General features: G+C 67.4%; 14 protein-coding genes and 2 pseudogenes. 9 read left to right on the forward strand and 7 right to left on the reverse strand.

From position 1 onward, the window contains the following. Positions 1-64: 64 nt before the first annotated feature. The 3 genes from IB232_RS12350 to algB form a co-directional block, all read right to left on the reverse strand. The gene (locus tag IB232_RS12350) at positions 65-721 is read right to left on the reverse strand and encodes a DUF3313 domain-containing protein (RefSeq protein WP_192398930.1); all 657 of its coding nucleotides are present in this window, start codon (positions 719-721) and stop codon (positions 65-67) included. Between the two features lie 123 nt (positions 722-844). Continuing rightward, entirely contained in the window at positions 845-2,608 is a 1,764-nt protein-coding gene (locus tag IB232_RS12355; RefSeq protein WP_192398931.1) for an ATP-binding protein, read from the reverse strand. Next, a complete protein-coding gene (algB, locus tag IB232_RS12360; protein WP_192398932.1) occupies positions 2,605-3,951 on the reverse strand; it encodes a sigma-54-dependent response regulator transcription factor AlgB in 1,347 nt (448 codons plus the stop codon). Before algB ends, IB232_RS12355 begins: the two co-directional genes overlap by 4 nt. Before the next feature lie 236 nt (positions 3,952-4,187). Between algB and IB232_RS12365 the strand changes: the two genes are divergently transcribed. The 6 genes and pseudogenes from IB232_RS12365 to IB232_RS23945 all read left to right on the forward strand — a co-directional run. Beyond that, a complete protein-coding gene (locus IB232_RS12365) occupies positions 4,188-4,619 on the forward strand; it encodes a PA2169 family four-helix-bundle protein (protein ID WP_192398933.1) in 432 nt (143 codons plus the stop codon). A 20-nt stretch (positions 4,620-4,639) separates the two neighbouring features. After that, positions 4,640-4,849 carry a hypothetical protein gene (locus IB232_RS12370; RefSeq protein WP_192398934.1) on the forward strand — a complete coding sequence of 70 codons (210 nt, stop codon included), beginning with the start codon at positions 4,640-4,642 and terminating at the stop codon, positions 4,847-4,849. A 91-nt stretch (positions 4,850-4,940) separates the two neighbouring features. Further along, positions 4,941-5,105 carry a DUF1328 domain-containing protein gene (locus IB232_RS12375; protein WP_137973827.1) on the forward strand — a complete coding sequence of 55 codons (165 nt, stop codon included), beginning with the start codon at positions 4,941-4,943 and terminating at the stop codon, positions 5,103-5,105. 127 nt (positions 5,106-5,232) lie between these two features. Next, positions 5,233-6,459 (forward strand): nucleoside recognition domain-containing protein, encoded by a 1,227-nt coding sequence (locus tag IB232_RS12380; RefSeq protein ID WP_192398935.1) that lies wholly within the window; start codon positions 5,233-5,235, stop codon positions 6,457-6,459. 82 nt (positions 6,460-6,541) lie between these two features. Then, positions 6,542-7,066 (forward strand): annotated as a pseudogene (locus IB232_RS23940) (MCP four helix bundle domain-containing protein); the annotation flags it as partial. Between the two features lie 87 nt (positions 7,067-7,153). After that, positions 7,154-8,152, forward strand: a pseudogene (locus tag IB232_RS23945) (methyl-accepting chemotaxis protein); the annotation flags it as partial. Between the two features lie 7 nt (positions 8,153-8,159). Here IB232_RS23945 and norR read toward each other — a convergent pair. Then, positions 8,160-9,725 (reverse strand): nitric oxide reductase transcriptional regulator NorR, encoded by a 1,566-nt coding sequence (norR, locus tag IB232_RS12390; protein WP_192398936.1) that lies wholly within the window; start codon positions 9,723-9,725, stop codon positions 8,160-8,162. Positions 9,726-9,865: 140 nt separating this feature from the next. Between norR and hmpA the strand changes: the two genes are divergently transcribed. Beyond that, on the forward strand, positions 9,866-11,047 hold the full coding sequence (gene hmpA / locus IB232_RS12395) for an NO-inducible flavohemoprotein (RefSeq protein ID WP_192398937.1): 1,182 nt from the start codon (positions 9,866-9,868) through the stop codon (positions 11,045-11,047). A 107-nt stretch (positions 11,048-11,154) separates the two neighbouring features. Further along, the gene (locus tag IB232_RS12400) at positions 11,155-12,771 is read left to right on the forward strand and encodes a methyl-accepting chemotaxis protein (RefSeq protein WP_192398938.1); all 1,617 of its coding nucleotides are present in this window, start codon (positions 11,155-11,157) and stop codon (positions 12,769-12,771) included. A 4-nt stretch (positions 12,772-12,775) separates the two neighbouring features. Here the strand turns inward: IB232_RS12400 and IB232_RS12405 are convergent, their stop codons facing one another. Further along, positions 12,776-13,381: a hypothetical protein gene (locus tag IB232_RS12405; protein WP_192398939.1), complete on the reverse strand. Its 606-nt coding sequence runs from the start codon at positions 13,379-13,381 to the stop codon at positions 12,776-12,778. 62 nt (positions 13,382-13,443) lie between these two features. Further along, the gene (locus IB232_RS12410; protein ID WP_192398940.1) at positions 13,444-14,448 is read right to left on the reverse strand and encodes a DUF5924 family protein; all 1,005 of its coding nucleotides are present in this window, start codon (positions 14,446-14,448) and stop codon (positions 13,444-13,446) included. A gap of 115 nt (positions 14,449-14,563) precedes the next feature. Between IB232_RS12410 and IB232_RS12415 the strand changes: the two genes are divergently transcribed. Next, positions 14,564-15,304, forward strand: a complete 741-nt coding sequence (locus IB232_RS12415; RefSeq protein ID WP_192398941.1) for a substrate-binding periplasmic protein — start codon at positions 14,564-14,566, stop codon at positions 15,302-15,304. Between the two features lie 3 nt (positions 15,305-15,307). Here IB232_RS12415 and IB232_RS12420 read toward each other — a convergent pair whose 3' ends face one another. Further along, the gene (locus IB232_RS12420; RefSeq protein ID WP_192398942.1) at positions 15,308-16,990 is read right to left on the reverse strand and encodes a Na/Pi cotransporter family protein; all 1,683 of its coding nucleotides are present in this window, start codon (positions 16,988-16,990) and stop codon (positions 15,308-15,310) included. Positions 16,991-17,086 lie beyond the last annotated feature (96 nt).

The raw sequence follows: 17,086 nt of genomic DNA on the forward strand, positions 1-17,086 counted from the left end.
GGCCAGCCTGGAGGGGCTGGCCGCAGCGGTCAATCGCCATCAGCGGGCCGCATGGCCCGTTATATCAGGGGCGGAAGGCGCGGGCGTCGCGGGCCCAGACATCCAGCGCCGGCTTGAGATCATCCAGGGTCAGCTGGGTGCTGCTGTTTTCCAACTGCAGGCCGTGGCCCTTGCGCACTACCCGGACCATCGGCTGGCTGGTGCGGGCATCGAGCGCCTCCAGCTCGACGTAGATATCGGTGTTGCGGTCGCGGGTGCCGGCGGCAGTGCTGGCGGCGGCGGCGACCAGGGCGATCGGGATCACCTCGTAGAACTTCAGGCCTTCGGCCGAAGTGCTCACCCCGGTGATGGCGCTGCGCAACACCAGGCTGTCGGTGTCGGGCTGGTCGACCACGGTCATGCGGCTGGACAGCTCGCGGCGCATGGCCTGCTGCAGGTAACCGGTGATCTGGTCGAGAGTGGCCTGGCTGACCTCGTCGCTGGGCTTGGGCTCGGGGTGGAACACTGGCTTCTCGATGTACACAGAGCGGTAGTTGCCGGCGTTGTAATCCGGCGAGACCCAGCGCAGCACCGGGGCGCCGCTGGCCGAGGTGGCCGGCTGCAGCTGCGAATAATCGGAGAGGAAACCGGAATACTGGGAAGGCTGGGTGGTCTTGCTGGCGCAACCGGCAAGCAGCAGACCGGCGATCAAGCCGAGGGACAGCAGGCTGGAACGATGCATCCTTGACACTCCTAAGCGGGACGGTTGGCAGCAATCCTAGTATGGATTTGTGACTCTCGCCTGACTGCTTAGAACTTATTCGTAGGCCGGCGCGCCGCTTCCCTGCGGCAACGCAGCACGCCGTTACAACGGCAAGGCCATGTAGAAGCGCGCGCCCTGCCCGGGCTGCGATTTCACCCCGATGCGCCCGCCGTGCAGCTGGACGATTTCCTGGCACAGGGCCAGACCCAGCCCGGCACCGCCCTTGCGCCGGCCGACCTGGACGAAGGGCTCGAAGATGCGCGCCTGCTGGCCCTGGGGAATACCCTCGCCATCGTCCTCGACGCTGATGAACAGGCGATCTCCCTGGCAGCGCGCCTGCAGCACGATCAGCCCGCCCGGGTGGCAATGGCGCAGGGCGTTGCCGATCAGGTTGTCCATCACCCGGTCCAGCTGCATGCAGTCCAGCTGCAGCTGCGGCAGGTCCTCGGCCAGCTCCACGCGCAGTTCCACCTGCTGCTCCTCCGCCTTGTGGGCGAAGCGTCGCGCGGCCTTCTCCAGCAGCTCGGCGGGGTTGCAGGGTTGCAGCTCGAGCTTCTGCAGGCCGCTCTGGTAGCGGGAGAAATTGAGCAGGTCGTCGATCAGCCGCAGCAGGCGGTGCATCTCCTCGCCCACCGTGTGCAGCAGGTCTGCCTCGCGGCTGTCGGGCTTGAAATGCAGGCGTTCGCGCAACAGCTCGAAGGCCATGTGCATGCCGGTGACCGGGGTGCGCAGCTCGTGGGAGGCGCGCAGGACGAACTCGCTGCGCACCCGTTCGAAGGCGCGCAGGCGGGTCACGTCGTGCAGCACCATCACCGCGGCGATGATCGTTCCGCTGTCGTCGCTGACCGATGTCAGGCTGTAGCTGAACAGGCGCTCGCCGATCTGCAGGTCCTCGCCGTGGCGCGACGGATGCTGGCCTTCCAGGGCCTGCTCCAGCTGCGCCTGCAATGCCGGTTGCGGCAGCAGCTGGCTGAGGTGCTGGCCCAATGGCAGCTCCTCCCAGCCGAGCTGGTTCTGCGCCACCGGGTTGCCGTGTTCCAGATGACCCTCGCGGTCGAGGATCAGCAGGCCGTCATCGATGCCGTCGAGCACCGCCTGCAGGCGCCGTTGCCCGGCCAGCAGGGCGGCCACGTTGCTGGCGCGGAACTGGCTCAGCGCCTCGGCCATGAAGCCGAAGCGACGGGTCAGCGAGGCCAGCTCGACCTCGCGGGTGATCGGCAGAGTGACCTGGAAATTGCCCAGGCCGATCTGGTCGGCGGCCTCGGTCAGGGCCTCGATCGGTCGGCCGAAGCGCCGGGCGATGCTGTGGGCGGTGATGAAGCCGATCAGCAGCAGGGCCACGCCGATCAGGCCGAGCAGCGCGGTGATCATCCAGGCGTGCTGACGCGACTCTTCCTGAGCCAGCTCCACCGCCTCCACATAGCGTGCCTGGGTCGCCATCAGACGGTTGCGCACGGCCTCCAGCACCAGCAGGAAGCTGTCGTCGTCGAGCAGGTGGCTGCGCACTTCATGGGGATCGTGCAGGCGCTTCTCGAAGTTCGCGTAGGCACGCTCGATCTCCTGCAGGGCTTGTCGGTCGGCGTCGTCCAGGGCGCCTTCCCCGGCGCTGGTCAGCGCCCGATGGAAGCGTCTGGAGGAGTCCGCCAGCGCCTGCTGGTCAAGCTTGTCGCGCAGGATCAATACCAGCTGGGCACCCAGTTCCTGGCGCATGGCCAGGCCGGCGTCGAGCATCTGCAGGTTGCGATCCATCGCCTCGCTCTGCGCGCGCGCCAGCATCAGCACGCTGAGCATGCCTAGCAGCAGCCCGAGCAGGGCCAGGGTGATCAGCGCGCTGATGCTGAGGAATAGCTGGTTGCGCAGCTTCATAGGCCGTATTGCTTACGCTTGCGGTACAGGGTGGAGACGTCGATGCCGAGGGTGGTGGCGGCCTGTTCCAGCGTCGGGCTATTACCCAGCACGGCGGCGATATGGGCTTTCTCCAGGTTCTCCAGGGTCATGTCCGAGCCGACGCGCGCCACGCCGCCATCGTCGCGGGTATCCAGACCGAGGTGGCTGGGCTCCACCCACTCGCCAGGACAGATGATGCTGGCCCGCTCGATCACGTTGCGCAGCTCGCGCACGTTGCCTGGCCAGTTGTAGCTGCGCAGGGCGTTCACCGAGGCCTCGCTGAAACCGCGGGCAGGGCGCGCGTAATCCTTGACGAAGCGGGCGAGGAAGCCCTCGGCCAGGGTCAGGGTGTCCTCGGCGCGCTCACGCAGGGGCGGCAGGGTCAGGGTGATGACGTTGAGGCGGTACAGCAGGTCCTCGCGGAAGGTGCCGGCGCGGACCATCTCGGCCAGGTCCAGGTTGGTAGCGGCGAGGATGCGCACATCGGCCTGGCGGGTCACCGGGTCGCCGACCCGCTCGTATTCCTTGTCCTGGATGAAGCGCAGCAGCTTGGATTGCAGCGGCAGCGGGAAGTCGCCGATCTCGTCGAGGAACAGCGTGCCGCCATCGGCCTGGTTGACCCGGCCCAGGGTGCTCTCGCTGGCGCCGGTGAAGGCGCCGCGGCTGTGGCCGAACAGCTCGCTCTCCATCAGCTCGGCGGTCAGCGACGGGCAGTTGATGGTGACGAAGGGCTTCTTCGCGCGGCGGCTGTTGCTGTGGATCAGGCGCGCCACTTCGCCCTTGCCGGTGCCGGATTCGCCGAGGATCAGCACGTTGGCGTCGGTATCGGCTACCTGGCGCGCAGTCTCCAGCACGGCTTTCAGCGCCGGGCTGTGCGAGTCCAGCTGACCCTGATTGCGCCGCGCCTCGCCTTCCAGCGCTTCCAGGCGTGCCGCCAGCTGGCGCACTTCCAGCTGCTGGCTGGCGGCCAGGCGCAGCTGGTCGGGGCTGCAGGGTTTTACCAGGTAATCGGCGGCGCCGGCCTGCATGGCGTCTACCGCCACGTCCACCTCGGAATGGGCGGTGACTACCACGACGCGCATCCATGGCACCTGGATGCGCATGCGCTCCAGCACTTCCAGGCCGTTGTCCTCGCCCAGGCGCAGGTCGAGGAAGCACAGGTCGAAGACCTGGCGCTGCAGCAGAGCGTCCGCCTGAGTCGCGCTGCTGGCGGTGGCTACCTGATAGCCCTCGTCCTCCAGGCAGTAGCGAAACGTGCGCAGGATGGCTGCTTCGTCATCCACCAGCAGGATGCGGCCGCTGTTCTGTCCAGTTGTATCCATGAGGTTCTCCAAGGCGGTAGCTCAGCTTAGGCCAGGAAAAGTCGTGCAAGTTGCACGGCTGTGGCAAGGCTTACTTGCAGATTGCAAGGTGAAAGCTCCCTGGTTTGTTGCATAAGTTGTTGAAATTAATAGCAAATATACCTTTAAAAAGACTGGCACGAGGCTTGCGATATCAGTCGCAGGAGCGGTCGGCGAATCCCTGTTTCGTGAGCCGACGCGCAGAAGGGAGAAAGTCCATGTCCAGCGAAACGGCCCACCTCAACGAGCTGATTGAGATCACTCGCGACGGCGAACAGTTCTACCGGCATGCGGCGCAGGAAGTTGGTGAGCCAAGCCTGCGCAATCTGTTCGGCGAACTGGCCCGGGCCAAGCAGCAGTTGGTCGAGGCATTGGCCCTGGCCGCTGCCGCGCAGGACGAGGAGCCGGCACGTGGCGGCACTTTACTCGGTGCGCTGCAACGCTTGTACGTCGACACCCGCGCCAGGTTCTCCCGCAACGAAGACGCCATTTACGTGGCCCAGCTGGCCGACGCCGAGGACCGCATCCTGCGGGCCTTTGCCGAAGCCCGCGCAGAAGCCACGCCGCAATTGCAACAGCTGTTGGATCGTGAACTGCCCCAGATACGCGCCTGTCATGCGCGGATGCAGGAATTGAAGAGCTCTCTGTGAGCTCGTCAGGAGGAACCAGGATGAATGTTCTCCGCTCGCCATCGCTTCGCAGCAACCTCGATCTACTCGCTCGGGCCGCCATTCTGTTCGCCCTCGGCGTAGCCACCGGCCAGGCTGGCCAGGCGCAGACTCCGCCCGCCGAACCGCAAATCCGCCAAGTGGCGGCGGACCTGCCCACCGTACGGCATTCCGAATTACAGCTGAACCAGCGCCAGCGCTGGGTGTTCTGAAGATTAACGGCCACGCCGCGGACCATTGTGGTCGCAGCACAGCCGCTTACGATCCGTGCCTTGCGGCGGGGTCCCACCAAGGAGAAACATCATGCTTAGTTGGTCCATCACCTTCCTGATCGTCGCCATCATCGCGGGCGTACTGGGCTTTGGCGGAATCGCTGGTACCGCAGCGGGAATCGCCAAGATTCTGTTCCTGGTCTTCCTGGTGATGTTCATCCTGTCCTTCATCCTCGGCCGCCGACCGCGCCCGTGATGTGATCGCCAGCGCCGGGTGGCCCGAGCACCCGGCGCTGGCGCGTGTCTGTAACAAAGCCCGGCAGGCGCTGGCCTGACGGGGGGGCGGGCGCGCTATCATCCCTGCACCTGTGGGGAGATGAAGCATGCTCAACGGCCTGTGGCTGGGGTTTTTCGTGGTGGCCGCGCTGGCCGCCCTGGTGCGCTGGATCGGCGGGGACGCCACGGTGTGGGCGTCCATGGTGGAAAGCCTGTTCACCATGGCCAAGACCTCCGTCGATGTGATGATCCTGCTGTTCGGTACACTCACGCTGTGGCTGGGCTTTCTGCGCATCGCCGAGAAGGCCGGGCTGGTCGAGGTGCTGGCGCGCCTGCTCGGCCCGCTGTTTGCCCGGCTGATGCCGGATGTGCCGCGCGGCCATCACTCGCTCGGCCTGGTCACCCTCAGCTTCACCGCCAACGGCCTGGGCCTGGACAACGCCGCCACGCCCATCGGCCTGCGGGCGATGAAGGCGCTGCAGGAGCTCAACCCCAACCCCACCTCGGCGACCAATGCCCAGGTGCTGTTCATGGTGATGAACGCCTCGTCGTTCGTCTTGCTGCCGGTGTCGATCTTCATGTACCGCGCGCAACAGGGCGCCGAAGACCCGGCCCTGGTGTTCCTGCCGATCCTCCTGGCTAACGCCGTGTCCACCCTCAGCGCCCTGCTGGCGGTAGGCGTGATGCAGCGCCTGCGGCTGTGGGACCCGGTGCTGCTGGCCTGGTTCGGTGGTGCCGCGCTGCTGATCGGCGGCTTCATGGCGATCCTCGCCGGCCTCTCCGCCACGGCGCTGACCGCGCTGTCGTCGCTGCTCGGCAACCTCACCCTGTTCGGCCTGATCCTGTGCTTCCTGCTGCTTGGCGCACTGAAACGGGTGCCGGTGTACGAGAGCTTCGTCGAGGGCGCCAAGGAAGGTTTCGAGGTGGCCAAGAACCTGCTGCCCTACCTGGTCGCCATGCTCTGCGCGGTCGGCGTGCTGCGCGCTTCGGGGGCGCTGGACGTGCTGCTCGACGGCATCCGCTGGTGCGTCGAGGGCCTGGGCTGGGACAGCCGTTTCGTCGAGGCGCTGCCCACCGGCCTGGTCAAGCCGTTCTCCGGCAGCGCAGCGCGGGCCATGCTGATCGAAACCATGCAGACCCAGGGCGTGGACAGCTTCCCGGCGCTGATCGCGGCGACCATGCAGGGCAGCACCGAGACCACCTTCTATGTGCTGGCCGTGTACTTCGGCTCGGTCGGCATCCAGCGCGCCCGTCACGCGGTGGGCTGCGCCCTGTTCGCCGACCTGGTCGGGGTGATCGCCTCGATCCTGATCTGCTACTGGTTCTTCGGCTGAGCCCCAGGCCGCGTGCGGCTTGGCTTGCTGGGTGATGGTCGGGCGCTAGACTCAAGGCACTCGTTCGGCTTCGGAGTCCGCCATGGTTCTGCGCTCAGTCAGTGTTGGATTGCGTAATTTGATCGGTTTCGGGGCGCTGACCCTGAGTCTGTTAATCACCGGCGGGGTCGCCCTCGGCCAGTTGTCCAGCCTGCGCAGCGACCTGCTGGAGGTCAAGGACGTGTGGATGCTCGGCCTCGACCTGATGGCCAAGATCAAGTCCGAGCGCCAGTCGCTGCGCCTGACCGAGTACGAGCTGATCCTCCATCCCGAGCAGGACGAGGCGCTGAGCGGCGAAGCCAGCGCGATGCGCGAGCGCGTCGCCGGCTACGACAAGGCCTACGAGGACACCATCATCCTCGATGAAGACCGCCGCCTGTACGACATCTACCACGCCAAAAGCCTGGCCTACGAGGCATCCCTGAGCAAGGTGGTAGAGAGCGTGCGCGCCGGCCAACTGGATCAGACCGCGGCGCAAGAGTCCGACTTGCGCTTCAACGAGCTGATGGCCGCGCTCAATGCGCTGATCGATCTCAACAATCAGGGCGCCGCTGACGCCGGTGCACGGGCCGAGAAGAACGCCCACAACGCCACTTGGATCTTCAGTGCAATCCTCGCCGCGAGCGTGCTGTTCACCATGCTGGCCGCCTGGCTGCTCAGCCGCAGCATCACCCAGCCGCTGGCCCAGCTGGCCGAATCGGCCCAGCGCATCGCCGGCGGCGACCTGACCCAGCCGGTGCATGCCGAAGGCGCCGACGAAGTGACCCGTGTGCAGCGTTCGCTTGGTGGCATGCAGAACACCCTGCGCGAGACGCTGCAGGGTATCCAGGGCTCGGCTACCCAGTTGGCCTCGGCGGCGGAGCAGCTGCATGCGGTGACCGAGGATTCGGCCAAGGGCATCACCCGGCAAAACGACGAGATCGAGATGGCGGCTACGGCGGTGACCGAGATGTCGGCGGCGGTGGACGAGGTGGCGCGCAACGCCAACCACACCTCGGATTCCTCCCGCGAGGCGGAGCAGACCGCTCAGGCCGGGCGCCAGCAGGTGAGCACCACGCGCAGCACCATCGAGCAGCTGAGTGCGCGACTGGAAAACACCTCTGCCACCATCGCCCGCCTGGCCGACGAGGCCATTGCCATCGGCCGCGTGCTGGAAGTGATCCGCACCATCGCCGAGCAGACCAACCTGCTGGCACTGAACGCCGCCATCGAGGCGGCGCGGGCAGGTGACCAGGGTCGTGGCTTCGCCGTGGTGGCCGACGAGGTACGCGCGCTGGCCCAGCGCACGCAAACCTCGACCCAGGAGATCGAGCGGATGATCAGCGCGATCCAGAGCGCCAGCCGTGAGTCGGTGGACGCCATGGGCGCCAGCAGCGAGTACGCCAGCCGCAGCAGCGAGATGGCCAGCGAGGCCGACAGCGCCCTGGAGCTGATCGCCCAGCGCGTCAGCCAGATCAACGAAATGAACCTGGTGATCGCCAGCGCCGCCGAGGAACAGGCCCAGGTGGCGCGCGAGGTAGACCGCAACCTGGTGGCGATCCGCGACATCGCCGCGCAGAACGCCACCGGCGCCCACCAGACCTCTGTGGCCAGTGACGAACTGGCGCGCCTGGCCAGCACCTTGAACGGCATGGTGCAGCGCTTCCGCCTATAGATGGCGGCTACTTCAGACCCAGGCGCGTCGCCAGGCGATGCAGGTTGGCGCGATCCACGCCCAGCTCGCGGGCGGCGGCCGCCCAGTTGTCCTGCTGGCGGCGCAGGGACGCCTGGATCAGCTGGCGCTGGTAGGCATCCACCGCCAGGCGCAGATCGCCCACCACTTCCTGCCCTGCTCCATTGTCTGTCTGAGCGGCGACCACCGGCATGGCCGGCGCCTGCGCCTGCGGCGTCAGATCCAGGTCACAGGCCTCGAGCGTAAGGATGCGCGGGCGTTCCGGCTGGCGCGCCAGGGCCTTGAGTGCGGCGCGGCCGAGCAGGTGCTCCAGCTCGCGCACATTGCCCGGCCAGGCGTGGCCGAGCAGCGCCGCCTGCGCCTCGCCGGCCAGGCGCAGGCCGCGCAGGTGCAGGCGCGCGCGGTTCTGTTCGAGGAAGTGCCCGGCCAGCAGCAGCACGTCGCGGCCGCGCTCGCGCAGCGGCGGCACCTGCAGCGGGTAGACGCTGAGGCGGTGGTAGAGATCGGCACGGAAGCGCCCGACGCGCACCTCCTCGGCCAGGTCGCGGTTGGTGGCGGCGAGGATGCGCACGTCCACCCGGTGCTCGCGGTCCGAACCCAGGCGCTGCAGCTGGCCGCTCTGCAGCACGCGCAGCAGTTTGGCCTGCACTGGCAGGGGCAGCTCGCCGACCTCGTCGAGGAACAGGGTGCCGCCGTCGGCCAGTTCGAACTTGCCGCTGCGCTCGCCGCTGGCCCCGGTGAAGGCACCGCGCACGTGGCCGAACAGCTCGCTCTCCACCAACTGGTCCGGCAGCGCCGCGCAGTTGATGCTGATCAGCGGCTTGCGCGCCCGCGCCGAGCGGCCGTGGATGGCCTGGGCCACCAGCTCCTTGCCGACGCCGGTCTCCCCGGCGATCAGCACGGTCAGGTCGCTACCGGCCACCGTGTCGATCTCCGCCTGCAGGCGCTTGTGCGCGGAGCTCTGACCGATCAGCTCGGCGTGCACGGCCTGGCCGGCCACCTCGCGGAAGCGCGCGGCCAGCTGGCGCTCGGCCTCGGCACGCTGAGTCAGGCTGAGCAGGCGATCATTGGCTTTCACCGAGGCGGCGGCCAGGCGGGCAAAGGCTTCCAGGTTGTCCAGGTCGCTTTGGGCAAAGCTGCCGGGCTCCATGCTGTCGAGGGTGATCAGGCCCCAGGGGCGGTCGTCGATGAACAGCGGGCAGCCCAGGCAGTCGTGCACCTCCAAGTGGCCGACGTGCTCTTCGACCAAGCCGTCGTAGGGGTCGGGCAGGTCACTGTCGGCGGCGAAGCGGGTCGGCCGGCGATCACCCAACAGCACCTCGAAGCGCGGGTGCTCCGCCAGGGCGAAACGCCGCCCCAGGGTATCGGCGCTGAGGCCGTCCACCGCGAGCGGAATCAGTTGCTCACCGTCCAGGCGCAGCAGCGCGGTGGCGTCGCAGGGAATCAGCGCGCGCAGGGCGCTGAGCAGGCGACGATAGCGCTCGTCCTCGGCCAGTTCGCGGCTGAGGTCGTCGACCAGCGGTAGCAGAGCCTGCAGCAATGGATGTGTGGTCATCATGACTCCGTGATGTCGATATGACCCGCTGTCTTATCGACACTCAAATGACTAAGTATATGATTTAGAAAGATAAAAAATCTGGCACGAATACTGATAGTTCCTCGGCAGAAAAACCCTGCGTGCAGAGGAATACCCCTATGTTGTCCAACGAACACATCGCTGTCGTCAAGGCCACCGTGCCCCTGCTGGAAAGTGGCGGCGAGGCACTGACCACCCACTTCTACCGCATGATGCTCAGCGAGTACCCGCAGGTGCGCCCTCTGTTCAACCAGGCGCACCAGGCCAGCGGCGACCAGCCGCGGGCCCTGGCCAATGGCGTGCTGATGTACGCCAAGCACATCGACCGCCTGCAGGCCCTCGGCCCTTTGGTGGGGCAGATCGTGCAGAAGCACGTGTCGCTGCAGATCCTTCCCGAGCACTACCCGATCGTCGGCAGCTGCCTGCTGCGCGCCATTCGCGAGGTGCTCGGCGCCGAAATCGCCACGGATGAAGTGATCGCCGCCTGGGCCGCCGCCTACGGCCAGCTGGCTGACCTGCTGATCGGCGCCGAGGAAGAGGTTTACTCCGCCAGCGAGCGGGCCCCCGGCGGCTGGCGCGGTGGCCGCGCCTTCCGCGTGGCGCGCAAGGTGCGCGAGAGCGAGGAGATCACTTCCTTCCACCTGCAGCCGGTCGACGGCGGCGCGATCCTCGACTTCATCCCCGGCCAGTACATCGGCCTGCGCCTCGAGCTGGAGGGCGAGGAAGTACGCCGCAACTACTCGCTGTCCGCCGGTCCCGATGGCCGCGAGTACCGCATCAGCGTCAAGCGCGAGCCGGGCGGCCGGGTGTCCAACCACCTGCACGACAGGGTTGGCGAAGGCGACGAGCTGGAGCTATTCATCCCGGCCGGCGAGTTCACCCTCAGCCCTTCGAGCAAGCCGCTGGTGCTGATCAGCGCCGGCGTCGGCATCACCCCGCTGATGACCATGCTGGAGGCGGCGGTGCACAGCGGCCGGCCGATCCGCTTCATCCACTGCGCGCGGCATGCCGGGGTGCAGGCCTTCGCCGCACGGGTGGATGAGCTGGCGGCGGCGCATCCGCAGCTGCAGCGCTTCTACTGCTTCGACGAAGCGCGCCCGGACGACGGCGCCGACGCCCATGGCCGCCTCTCCCTGGAGCGCCTGAAGGCCTGGCTGCCGGCCGAGCGCGACCTGGATGCCTACTTCCTCGGGCCCAAGCCGTTCATGGCCGCGCTCAAGCGCAACCTGCGCGAGCTGGGCGTGCCGGAGGCGCAGACACGCTACGAGTTCTTCGGACCGGCTTCCGCGCTGGAGGCGTGAGACCAGCGGTCGGCGCCATGCTTATCGGGGCATGGCGTCGACCGGCAATGCTGGCAAAACGCGGCTATGGTTCTGGTAGGCATAGCGTCTGCAGTAGGTGACCTACCATGAAGAATTGGACCATTCGGACAAGGTTGTTCGTCCTCATCGTCCTGATGATGGCGGGCAGCCTGGTTATCGGCGTCGCCGGCCTCACCGGCTTGCGCGGCGTACTCGACGGCCTCAACAGCGTTTACCTGGATCGTGTGGTGCCGTTGCGCGACCTTAAGGTGATCGCCGATCTCTACGCGGTGAACATAGTCGATGCCAGCCACAAGGCGCGCAACGGCGGTATCCCCGCCGCCGAGGCGGCCAGTCAGGTGGAGCAGGCGGAAGGCAAGATCCAGCAGATCTGGAAGGCCTACCTGGCCACCCACCTGATCGACGACGAGAAGCGTCTGATCGAGCAGATCCAGCCCCTGATGCAGAAGGCTCATGAGCCGATACAACGACTCAAGGCGATCCTGCGTGCCGACGACGGCGAGGCCCTCGCGGCGTTCACCGCCAAGGAGCTGTACCCCTATATCGATCCGCTGTCCGAGCAGTTCGGCAAGCTGATCGAGGTGCAGCTGCAAGAGTCGGAGCGACAGTACGAACAGGGCCTGGCGTTGTACCAGCGCAACTTCAACCTGGTCGCCGGGCTGCTGGTGCTGCTGCTGCTCGGCGGCGGCTTGCAGGCCTGGATGATGAGCCGCGGCATCAACCTGCGTCTCACCGAGCTGCGCGAGGTGGTGGCGCGCAACGCTGCCGGCGATCTCAGCCAGCCGGTGCAGTGCAGCGGTGGTGACGAGATCACCGAGGTGCAGGCCTCGTTCAAGCTGATGCAGGAGAACCTGCGCGATACCCTGCAGGGCATCCAGGGCGCCGCTACCCAGCTGGCTTCGGCGGCCGAGCAGCTGCACGCGGTTACCGAGCAGTCGGCCCAGGGCATCAACCGGCAGAACGACGAGATTCAGATGGCCGCCACCGCGGTCACCGAGATGTCGGCGGCGGTGGACGAGGTGGCGCGCAACGCCAACCACACCTCGGACTCTTCTCGCGAGGCGGAGCAGACCGCTCAGGCCGGGCGCCAGCAGGTGAGTACCACACGCAGCACCATCGAGCAGCTCAGCGAGCGCCTGCAGATCACCTCGGGCACCATCGCCCGCCTGGCCGACGAGGCCATCGCCATCGGCCGGGTGCTGGAGGTGATCCGCACCATCGCCGAGCAGACCAACCTGCTGGCACTGAACGCCGCCATCGAGGCGGCGCGGGCCGGCGACCAGGGTCGTGGCTTCGCCGTGGTGGCCGACGAGGTGCGGGCGCTGGCCCAGCGCACGCAGAGTTCGACCCAGGAGATCGAGCGGATGATCAGCGCGATCCAGAGCGCCAGTCAGGAGTCGGTGGACGCCATGGGTGCCAGCAGCGAGTACGCCAGCCGCAGCAGCGAGATGGCCAGCCAGGCGGACGGCGCGCTGGCGCTGATTGCCGAGCGGGTCGGGCAGATCAACGAGATGAACCTGGTGATCGCCAGCGCCGCTGAGGAACAGGCTCAGGTGGCGCGTGAGGTGGACCGCAACCTGGTGGCGATCCGCGACATCGCCGAGCAGAACTCCACCGGCGCCCAGGAAACCTCGGTGGCCAGCGACCAGCTGGCGCGCCTGGCCAGCGAGCTGAACGGCATGGTGCAGCGCTTCCGGCTGTAGCGGCTCAGTGAACTTCCTGTTCGCCGTCGTCCTCGTCGGCGAACAGGCCCTTGCCCCAGCCAACGATGGGGTCGTCGTACTGGTGCGCCTCCAGGGCGGCCAGCTTGGGGGCGATAAAGGCCTCGAACTCAGCGCCTGAGTCGAAGTAGTGACCGCCGGTGAACACGGTGAACAGTATTTTCTTGCCGATGCTGACGGAGAACATGTTGCCGATCGGCTCGCCGTCCTTGCGCAGCAGGACCAGCTTGGCGTGGCTGCCGAGCTTGCGGGTCAGCTCGATCTCTTCCTCGGTCACCCCTTCACCCAGCAACCCCAGGGCGATGCCGGCGCCCTGCAGCGAGCTGTAGCTGGCCATCAGCGCCTCTCCGGCGCTGGGGGTAAGCGACACGGTGCTGTGCAGGTAGAGGCCGCTGAGCGGCTCGGAGTCGTAGCTCAGGTCGGTGGTGCGGGTCCAGTAGGTGGTGGTCTTGCCGAAGTAGCCGGCGTCCTCGCCATAGCCGAAGTCGGCGCCGGTGAGCAGCAGCTGGCGCTCCGCCGCGCTGGGTTGCGAATCGTCGCTGCAGCCCCCCAGCAGCAGGGCCAGCAGCAGGCAGGTGATGGTTCTGAGCATGGTGCGTTCCTTGCGATGTGCCTGGGCGCAGCTTGCCCCAGCGCCCCGGCGCTGGCTAGCGACTAGTCGACGCGGAAGCGCAGCACGCCGATCTGCTGGCCGGTCTCGGTCATCACCTGCACCTGCCAGTCGCCGGCTGGTTCACCCGGGAAGTTGCGCTTGTGGGTCCAGGCCCGGTAGCCGGCCTTGCGCCCGCCGTGAATATCCAGGGCGATGCGGTCCATCTCCACACCGTCTTGTTTCCACACGTGGTAGATGCGCTCGTTGAGCCCGCGCGGCGCGCTGATCGCGGTGTAGGCGTAGAGCCCGGCGGTCTGCAGCTGGGCGGCCGAAACCTGCTCGAGGCTGCGTCCGGGTTTGCGTTCCTGCAGCTGTTCGGTAACTGCCACCTGAGTCAGCCACAGGGTCGCTGGCGGTACCCAGGGGCGCGCCAGCCAGGCGCCGGCGCCGAGGGCGGCGACCAGGCCGGCCAGGGTCGCCCAGCGCCAGCCACGCTGGATGCGCAGGCTGCTGCCGAGGCTCGGCAGGGTCACCACCAGCGCGATGCCCAGGGCCAGGCGGTAGCTTTCGGCGGTGGTCAGGTGAACGATCAGCGGCAGCGCCACCAGCAGCACGGCGAACAGCGCCAGGCTGTGGAAGCTCAGGTACAGCCAGCGCCGCGCGGCCAGCCACTTGTAGTAGAGCGGATCGATGATCGCCAGCAGCGCCGCCGCGCCGAGCAGGCCGGTGAATAGCGCCTGGCCGCTGTTCCAGGCGGTTGTGATGAAGAAGAACGGCAGGGCAAAGAACAGGCTTTCCTGGTGGATCAGCTGGGTCAGGTAGCGCAGCAGCAGTGGCGGCACCTCGATGCCCAGCCAGCGCGCCGCGCTGCGGGTCAGCAGGCCTTCCAGCAGCAGCCAGGCCCAGCTCAGCAGCATCAGCACGGCGATCACCTTGCCCACGCCCGCCTGGCGATCGACCAGGATGAAGCTGGCCACACCCGAGCAGAAGCCGAACGCGGCGATCAGGCCGGGGTAGCGTTGCAGCAGGGCGAGCAGGCGAAGCAGGTGGGGTTTCCAGTGCGGCATCGGAGGCTTGGCGGCGGGCGGTGATCGGGGGCGGCAGGATACCAGCAGGACTGCCGCCGCGCTGGCGCGACGCGATGGCCGGGTCAACACTGAGTGCTTGGATGGAGGGCAGTGGATGGCATGTTGGCGACGAATCTCGGTGTGGCGAGCGGCCTGGGGCGTTCTGGCAGCGTCGCTGGCGATGACGGGTCAGGCGGCCGAACAGCTGCCGCTGTACCTGATGGAGGTACCGCCGATCACTATCAACCAGCCCGAGCGCAAGGGCATAGTCGGCGACATCACCCTCGAGGCTCTGCAGCGTGCCGGCTATGCCTACCAGCTGGTGGTGGTGCCCAGTCCGCGCGCCCTGGCCATGGTGCCGGAGCTGCGGGACACCCTGATCATCCCCCTGGCGCGACTGCCTGAGCGCGAGGCCGACTTCACCTGGATCGCCGAGCTCATGCAGGTAGAGCGCGCCTTCTACACCCGTGCGCGCAGGCTCGGCTCCTTCGCCGAAGCGCGCGGACTGCGCAGCATCGCCGTGTCGCGTGGCTCCGCCGGGCACAGCATCCTGCTCGCCCGCGGCTTCGTGCCGGCACAGATTGTCGAGGTCAACCAGGGGCCCTCGGCGCTGCACATGGTGCGCGCCGGGCGGGTCGATGCCTGGTACAACCCAGTGCTGGAGGCCGAGCTGCTGCAGCACCAGGAGGGCGGCCTGCACCTAGTGCAGAGTGAGCTGCTCGGCTCCACTACCCAGTATCTGGCCTGCTCGCGGCGTTGCGACCCGAACCTGGTGAAGCGCCTGGGCGCGGCGGTACAGGGGATGCGCGAGGACGGCAGCCTGGAGCGGATCAAGACCGGCTATCTGAAGCACTGAGCCTCAGCCGGCCGGCGGTGCCTCGCCGTTGTCCGGATGCAGCGCGGTGCCGTTTTCCTCGTCCTGCGCGCCGTGGCTGTCGGCGCCTTCCAGCACCACATAGGCGCTGCCGCAGAACAGCGAGTTGAGGCGCTTCATGTCGGCGATCAGCTCCAGGTGCAGGGCACTGGTTTCGATGCTCTGCACCACCTGGCGGCTGAGGCGGCCGACATGGGCGTGGGCCAGCTTGCGCTCCTCGCGGCGGAAGTGGTGTTTCTCCTGCAGCAGGCGCTGGGCATTGTCGCGGTTGCCGTTGAGGAACACGTTGAGGCCCAGGCGCAGATTGTTGGCCAGCAGCTCGTGCAGGCCGCTGAGTTCCTCCAGGCCGCTGTCGGAGAAGCTGTAGTGGCGGGCGCGCTTGTGGTTGTCGAGTTTGCCGACCATCTGCTCGATCAGGTCGCCGGCATGCTCCAGGTTCACCGCCAGTTCGATGATCTCCGCCCAGCGCCGACTGTCGTGGGCCGGCAGGTCGTCACGCGGCATCTGCGCCAGGTACAGCTTGACCGCGCCGTACAGCGCGTCGACGTCGTCGTCCAGGCGGCGCACCTGCTGGCTGGCCTCGCTGGAGCCACCGCGCAGCACCTCGCGCAGGTGCACCAGCATCTGCTCCACCAGGTCGCCGATACGCAGGGTCTCGCGCACTGCATTGGCCAGTGCCAGGCTCGGCGTCTCCAGCGCGGTGCGGTCGAGATGGCGCGGCCGGGCCACGCCTTCGTCACGCGCCCGCTCCGGTAGCAGCAGAGTGCACAGGCGCGCCATCCAGCCTACCGTGGGCAACAGCAGCAGGCAGCGCAGGCTGTTGTAGGCCAGGTGGAAACCGATCACCAGGGTCGCGGCGGACCAGTCCAGCTGTTCCATCCAGTGCACCAGCGGTTCCACCACGGGCAACACCAGGAGCAGGCCGAGCAGCTTGTACAGCAGGCTGCCCACGGCCACCCGGCGCCCGGCCGCCGACTGCATGCTGCTGTTGATCAGCGCCAGCACACCGCTGCCGATATTGGCGCCGATGACCAGGCCGATGGCCACCGGCAGGCTGATCATGCCGCTGCCGGCCAGGGTGGCGGTGAGCAGCACGGCGGCCAGGCTGGAATAGGTGATCAGGGCGAACAGCGCGCCGACCAGGGCATCCAGCAGCAGGTCGCCGGTCAGCGAGGCGAATAGCGCCTCGATGCTGTGGGATTCGGCAATCGGCCGGGCGGCCTGGACGATCAGCTGCAGGGCCAGGATCAGCAGGCCGAGACCGATCGCCACCCGGCCGATCTGGCCCAGGCGGCTCTGCTTGCGCGAGAGAAACAGCACCACGCCGACGAAGATCAGCAGCGGCGACAGCCAGGACAGGTCGAGGGTCAGCACCCGCGCCATCAGCGCTGTCCCGACATCGGCGCCGAGCATGATCGCCAGGGCCGGGGCCAGCGCCATCAGGTCCTGGGCGACAAAGGAAGTGACTAGAAGTGCAGTGGCGTTGCTGCTCTGCACCAGGGCAGTGACGCCGATGCCGGCGGCGAATGCTTGCGGCCGCCGCGCCACGCTGTGGCTGAGGATGCGCCGCAGCTGCGAGCCGTACACCCGCAGGATGCCGGTGCGCACGATATGGGTGCCCCACACCAGCAGGGCGATGGCGGATAGCAGATTGAGCAGGGTAAGCATGGCGCAGCCTCGGGGCTCGCTCTTCTTCGATGGGTGCGGTTTTCCGCCGCCCTCCTGTTTAGCTTTAGTTGTAGATCGGTGAAGGCGCCAGGCGTT

Source organism: Pseudomonas sp. PDM15 (assembly GCF_014851565.1).
Taxonomy (GTDB): Bacteria; Pseudomonadota; Gammaproteobacteria; order Pseudomonadales; family Pseudomonadaceae; genus Aquipseudomonas.

What these genes read in the sequence shown, in the direction of transcription:
- IB232_RS12355 (WP_192398931.1), bottom strand. Translation starts at nt 2,608, where the DNA reads ATGAAGCTGCGCAACCAGCTATTCCTCAGCATCAGCGCGCTGATCACC.
- IB232_RS12400 (WP_192398938.1), top strand. Translation starts at nt 11,155, where the DNA reads ATGAAGAATTGGACCATTCGGACAAGGTTGTTCGTCCTCATCGTCCTG.
- IB232_RS12405 (WP_192398939.1), bottom strand. Translation starts at nt 13,381, where the DNA reads ATGCTCAGAACCATCACCTGCCTGCTGCTGGCCCTGCTGCTGGGGGGC.
- IB232_RS12350 (WP_192398930.1), bottom strand. Translation starts at nt 721, where the DNA reads ATGCATCGTTCCAGCCTGCTGTCCCTCGGCTTGATCGCCGGTCTGCTG.
- algB (WP_192398932.1), bottom strand. Translation starts at nt 3,951, where the DNA reads ATGGATACAACTGGACAGAACAGCGGCCGCATCCTGCTGGTGGATGAC.
- IB232_RS12380 (WP_192398935.1), top strand. Translation starts at nt 5,233, where the DNA reads ATGCTCAACGGCCTGTGGCTGGGGTTTTTCGTGGTGGCCGCGCTGGCC.
- hmpA (WP_192398937.1), top strand. Translation starts at nt 9,866, where the DNA reads ATGTTGTCCAACGAACACATCGCTGTCGTCAAGGCCACCGTGCCCCTG.
- IB232_RS12365 (WP_192398933.1), top strand. Translation starts at nt 4,188, where the DNA reads ATGTCCAGCGAAACGGCCCACCTCAACGAGCTGATTGAGATCACTCGC.
- IB232_RS12415 (WP_192398941.1), top strand. Translation starts at nt 14,564, where the DNA reads ATGGCATGTTGGCGACGAATCTCGGTGTGGCGAGCGGCCTGGGGCGTT.
- IB232_RS12375 (WP_137973827.1), top strand. Translation starts at nt 4,941, where the DNA reads ATGCTTAGTTGGTCCATCACCTTCCTGATCGTCGCCATCATCGCGGGC.
- IB232_RS12370 (WP_192398934.1), top strand. Translation starts at nt 4,640, where the DNA reads ATGAATGTTCTCCGCTCGCCATCGCTTCGCAGCAACCTCGATCTACTC.
- IB232_RS12410 (WP_192398940.1), bottom strand. Translation starts at nt 14,448, where the DNA reads ATGCCGCACTGGAAACCCCACCTGCTTCGCCTGCTCGCCCTGCTGCAA.
- IB232_RS12420 (WP_192398942.1), bottom strand. Translation starts at nt 16,990, where the DNA reads ATGCTTACCCTGCTCAATCTGCTATCCGCCATCGCCCTGCTGGTGTGG.
- norR (WP_192398936.1), bottom strand. Translation starts at nt 9,725, where the DNA reads ATGACCACACATCCATTGCTGCAGGCTCTGCTACCGCTGGTCGACGAC.